This is a genomic window from Frankia sp. CeCAU1 (assembly GCF_977971845.1).
This window is the reverse complement of the sequence record NZ_CDWWXA010000019.1, coordinates 1-5,158: the sequence shown is the minus strand read 5'-3', so window position 1 is coordinate 5,158 and position 5,158 is coordinate 1. Positions and strand designations below refer to the sequence as shown.

The following is a 5,158-nucleotide window of genomic DNA, read 5'->3' as shown; positions in this document are numbered from 1 at the left end:
GGTGAATGTGGGGATCTGAGCACGGTCCGCGGTCCCTGGACCGTGCCTGGCTCCCCACAACTCGACTGCCGCGTGCTCAGAAGAGGGCGGCTGCCAGGGAGCGTCGGGCCGGGGCCACCGCGGGCTCCTCGTCACCCAACGCCTGGAACAGCCCGACGAGGTGCGCGCGGACCCTTTCCCGTTCCGGTCCCGCCGTCCGGCGGACGACCTCGACGAGACCAGCGAGGGCCCCGGCCACGTCTCCCTGCGCGATGCCCAGGTCGGCCGCGGCAACCGCGGCCTCGACGTCGTCCGGATTCGCCACCAGCCGGTTGCGGACGTCCACCGGATCGTACCCATGCACCCGGCGCAGCAGTTCGGCCCGCGCGAGCCCGGTCAGGGCCTCGGGATCCGCGGGCGCCTCGGTGAGCCGGATGCGGTAGGACTCGACCGCGGTGTCGAAGTCGCCACGGGCAAGCGCCGCCTCGGCCGCCGCCACATGTGGGTCACGGGCGGGGCCGCCCGCGGCTGCCGCGCCCGGGACTGCGCCCATCGCCTCGCCGACCAGGGAGAGCAGCTGATCGAGCCAGCTCCGCACCTCCCGTTCGGGCACGGCGCCGGTGAACTCTCCGATGATCCGCCCGCCGATCACCGCCTTCACCGCGGGGATGCCCTGCACGTCGGCGGCCTGCGCGAGGCCCGGGTTCGCGTCGACGTCGATCTTGGCGAGGATCCACCGGCCGCCGTCCGCCGCGGCGAGCTTCTCCAGGATCGGGCTGAGCTGCTTGCACGGGCCGCACCAGGAGGCCCAGAAGTCCAGCACTACGGGAACCTGCATCGACCGGCTGACCACGTCAGTGGCGAAGCTCGCCTCGGTGACGTCGATGACCACGGGCCCGGCTGGCGCGCCGGGACCGGCGTCCGGCGCGGCCGTGGCGGCCGTGGCGGCGCTGCTGGCGGGGGGAGGCGGAGTCGCCGGCTTGGGGTCGAGCGGGACGGCGCCGGCGAGGCGCAGACCGCCGAGGCTTTCGGGCAGACGTCCCGCGCCTCCCGCACCGCGCGGCGATCTGGATGGGACTGGTGGCCTACGTTGCATGCCTCCATCGTGGCATCTGGTCGCGGTCAGTGGGCTCGGCACCGGACGACTTTTCCGGTCCTCATGTCCGCCTCGCCCGGGGTCGGACACAGACGCCCAATCCGGGCCGCGGGCCGCGGGCCGCCGGCCGCGGTCAACGATCAGTGGCGTCCGCGCCGGTCTCGCCCCCGGCCAGCAACCGGTCGATCGCGGCGACCTTCGTGTGCAGAGCGTCGGTGACTCCCGGGCGAAGATCGGCCTTCAGCACCAGACTCACCCGGCCAGCACGGGCCGAGACCGCCTCGGTGGCCCGGCGGACGACGTCCATCACCTCGTCCCACTCGCCTTCGATCGTGGTGAACATGGCGGTCGTCTCATGGGGCAGCCCACTGGCCCGCACTATCCGGACCGCCTCGGCGACCAGATCCGCGACCCCCTCGCCCTGACCGATGGGCGTGACACTGAAGGCAACAAGCATGCGGTCAGACTTATCACGACAGTCCGCTCACCGCGCATCGAACAACGCAGGGCCACTACCCTGCTACGCCGACGCACCGAGGTCGTCGGTAAGCTATTTGCATGTCACGAAACGTCGCCGGAAAACCGGCCGGCGATCCAGTTGAGCAAACCCGGAACAACGGTCTCTGACGGTACGCCCTACCATTGCCCGCCGTGGGGTGGAAGAAGACGGATAATGAGGCGTAGGTGGGGTCACGCATCTTGCTCGACGCGCTGACGGACCTGGCTGTGGTCGTCGGCGCGGATGGTCGTGTCACCGACATGGGTGCCGCCGCCCGTGCCTTCCTCGGTGACCGGGTTCCCCGCATCCCCCATCTGCGCGATCTTGTCGACGTCGTCGATCCCGCGTTCCGCCTCGCTCTCGGTGAGGCGGTGACGGCCGCGCTGGGGCGGACCGGGCAGTGGCGTGGCTCGGTGGGACTCGTCGACCTGGCCGGGGCCACCGTGCCCCATCACGTGACGGTCCGGGTCGACCCGGAGGGCGGGCTGGTCGTCGTCGCTCGGGACACCAGCGACCAGCGCGCCCGCGAGGTCGCCGAGAACGAGTCACGGGCCAAGGACGAACTGATCGCCCGGCTCGGCCACGAACTGCGGACCCCGCTGAACGCCATGCTGGGCTTCGCGCAGCTGCTGGAACTCGAACCGCTCACCCCCGACCTCCACGACGACGTCGAGCGCATCATCACCGGTGGCCGCCACATGCAGGCGTTGATCGATGACGTGCTGGACCTGGCCAGGCTCCGCGCGGGCCGAGGGGACATCAACAAGGGGCCGGTCAACGTCCTCGACATCGTCCAGGGCGTGGTGGAGCTCGTCGAACCGCTCGCGGCGCAGCGCAGCATCCGGCGGGTGATCCATCCGGCGCTGCCGCTCGTCGCCGACGCGGACCGCCGCCGCCTGTGGCAGGTCCTGCTCAACCTTGTCGGTAACGCGCTGAAGTACGGCCGGGAGGGCGGCAGCGTGCGCGTCGGCATCGTGCCCATCACCGGCTCGCGGATCCGTATCGAGGTCGAGGACGACGGGACGGGGCTCTCCCCCCGGGCGATCGACCGACTGTTCCGGCCCTTCGAGCGCCTCGGCGCCGAGCGCAGCGGAATCGAGGGCAGCGGGCTGGGCCTCGCGCTGTCCCACGCCCTGGTCACGGCGATGGGCGGGGTGCTTACCGTCGCCAGCCGGTACGGCGTGGGAAGCGTGTTCGCCGTCGTGCTCGACGCGGTCGACCTGCGTTTCGAGGATCTCGATGATGACAGCGGATTCGGGGGCAGTTACGGTGGTCTCCCAGGTCACTCCGGCGAGTCCGGCACGGTCACCCTCGGCCGTCCTCCCGCACCCGGCGGCCTGCGGGTCGTGCACGTCAGCGGCGATCCCGCCCTGCGTTCCCTGGTCGCCGAGACCCTCACCGATTTCCTGGCTGCGGACACCGTGACCGTTCCCCGCGCCGGTCTCGCCCTCGACGCGGTGCGGGGGGCCCGGCCAGCGTTCATCCTGCTCGACCGGGACCTGCCCGACACGACCGCGGCCGAGCTGCTCGCCCAGCTCGCGGCGGACCCGACCGCCGGCGTCATCCCGACCCTGGTCCTCAGCGAGGACGCCGACCCCCGCGAGCGGGCGCACCTGCGCCGAGCCGGCGCCGTGGACGTCCTGAAGATCCCGCTGGATCCCGGCGCCCTAGTCGCCGCGGCAGCCGCGCTCACCACCGCGATGACCGCCCCGAGCTGACCTGACCAGGCCGCCCCGAACGGCGCCTGATGCGGGGAAGAGCTCGAAGTCCAGAAAGTCGAAGCCAGGCGCCACCACGCAGCCGACCAGGACGTGCTGTCCATCGCGCGGGACCGCGGTCTGCCATTCGCCGGCCGGCACGACGAGCTGCGGCGCTTGGCCCGCGGCCGGATCGGGTCCGAGGATCCGCCGGTCGGCGGCGACCGGCGCCCGGCCCGGCCCGCCGAGAGTGAGATCGAGGGCCCCACCGCCCTGCCAGAGCCAGATCTCGGCCGAGGCCACCCGATGCCAGCGGGACACCTCTCCCGGACGCAGCAGGAACAGGATGGACGTCATGACGGGGCGCCTGCCGCCATGTGCGTCGATCTGGTCGGGACTGGCCCAGGTCCGGCGGTACCAGCCGCCCTCGGGATGTGCTTCGAGACCGAGCTCCCGCACCAGGTCGTCGGCCAGCGTCGCGGGGTCGTCGATGCGGGTCATCGCGGGAGCCTCCCCGAGGCCTGCCGTCACGCCGGAACGCGCAGCACCAAGGCGTCTCCCTGGCCGCCGCCGCCGCAGAGACCGGCGGCCCCGATCCCGCCGCCGCGGCGTTTCAGCTCGTTGGCCAGGGTCAGGGCGATCCGGGCACCGGAGGCTCCGACGGGGTGACCGATCGCGATCGCGCCGCCGTTGACGTTGGTGATCTCCGGGCCGATCCCGAGGTCGCGCATGGACTGGATGGCGACCGCGGCGAAAGCCTCGTTGATCTCGACGAGGTCGAGATCAACCGGGGTGAGCCGCTCCTTGGCCAGCGCTGCGAGGATGGCGCGCGAGGGCTGGGACTGCAGGGAGGTGTCCGGACCGGCCACGAAGCCGTGGTGACCGACCTCCGCGAGGATCGGCAGGCCGAGCTGTTCGGCCTTCGCCCGGCTCGCCACGATGACGGCGGCGGCGCCGTCGGAGATCGGCGACGACGAACCCGCGGTAATCGTGCCGTTGCCGTCGAAGGCCGGCCGCAGCTTCGCGAGCACCTCGACGGTGGTGTCGGGACGCACGCCCTCGTCCTGGTTGACGACCAGCGGCTCGCCGCGGCGCTGCGGCACCGCGACCGGGACGATCTCGTCGTCGAACAGCCCGTTCTTGGTGGCGGCGGCGGCCCGCTGATGCGACTGGGCGCCGAACGCGTCCTGCTCGGCCCGGCCGATGCCGAGCCCCGCGTTGTACCGCTCGGTGCTCGCCCCCATCGCGATCTGGTCGAAGGCGCAGAACAGCGCGTCGTGCTCGGTGGCGTCGAGCAGCTCGGCCCGGCCGTACTTCACCCCGGAGCGCAGCGAGCGCAGCAGGTGCGGGCCGCCGGTCATGGACTCCATCCCACCGGCGACGACGAGGTCGAACTCCCCGCTGGAGATGTACGTGTCGGCTAGGGCGATCGCGTCGAGGCCGGACAGGCAGACCTTGTTGATCGTGATGGCGGGCACCGACAGCGGGATGCCGGCGGCGACCGCCGCCTGCCGGGCGGTGATCTGACCCGCGCCGGCCTGGATCACATGCCCCATGATCACATAATCGACCGCGTCGCCGGGCAGGCCGGCCCGCGCGAGGGCACCCGAGACCGCGATGCCACCAAGATCCGTCGCGGTGAAGCCCTTCAGCCCGCCCGACAGTTTCCCGAACGGTGTCCGCGCTCCGGCCACGATCACGGAACCAGGCATGGATGCCTCCTCATCTCCAGGAAGATCTTCGGACCGGGACGGCGCCGGCACACGGCATGCGGTGACGTCGTCTCGTGGCAGCAGCCTCGAGAACGGCCGTTGCTGATATAATAGCCTGGTCACGTCTGAGATTCCCGGCCGCGATTCTGGCCCCTCAGGGACAAGAGCACCTAGC

Annotated in this window: 5 protein-coding genes; 1 reads left to right on the top strand and 4 read right to left on the bottom strand. The window is 71.8% G+C overall.

Annotated elements, in window-relative coordinates; all coding sequences use genetic code 11:
• Positions 1-76: 76 nt before the first annotated feature.
• Both AC08OO_RS05800 and AC08OO_RS05795 read right to left on the bottom strand, forming a co-directional pair.
• On the bottom strand, positions 77-1,075 hold the full coding sequence (locus AC08OO_RS05800) for a tetratricopeptide repeat protein (RefSeq protein WP_476610105.1): 999 nt from the start codon (positions 1,073-1,075) through the stop codon (positions 77-79).
• Positions 1,076-1,208: 133 nt separating this feature from the next.
• A complete protein-coding gene (locus AC08OO_RS05795; protein WP_011438060.1) occupies positions 1,209-1,532 on the bottom strand; it encodes an MTH1187 family thiamine-binding protein in 324 nt (107 codons plus the stop codon).
• Positions 1,533-1,759: 227 nt separating this feature from the next.
• On the opposite strand from AC08OO_RS05795, the gene AC08OO_RS05790 reads away from it, so the two are divergent.
• Positions 1,760-3,292 carry an ATP-binding protein gene (locus AC08OO_RS05790; protein ID WP_476610104.1) on the top strand — a complete coding sequence of 511 codons (1,533 nt, stop codon included), beginning with the start codon at positions 1,760-1,762 and terminating at the stop codon, positions 3,290-3,292.
• Here the strand turns inward: AC08OO_RS05790 and AC08OO_RS05785 are convergent.
• On the bottom strand, positions 3,242-3,772 hold the full coding sequence (locus AC08OO_RS05785) for a cupin domain-containing protein (RefSeq protein ID WP_476610103.1): 531 nt from the start codon (positions 3,770-3,772) through the stop codon (positions 3,242-3,244). The genes AC08OO_RS05790 and AC08OO_RS05785 overlap by 51 nt on opposite strands.
• A 26-nt stretch (positions 3,773-3,798) precedes the next feature.
• Positions 3,799-4,983, bottom strand: coding sequence for an acetyl-CoA C-acetyltransferase (locus AC08OO_RS05780; protein ID WP_476610102.1), 1,185 nt, complete (start codon positions 4,981-4,983; stop codon positions 3,799-3,801).
• Between the last annotated feature and the right edge of the window lie 175 nt (positions 4,984-5,158).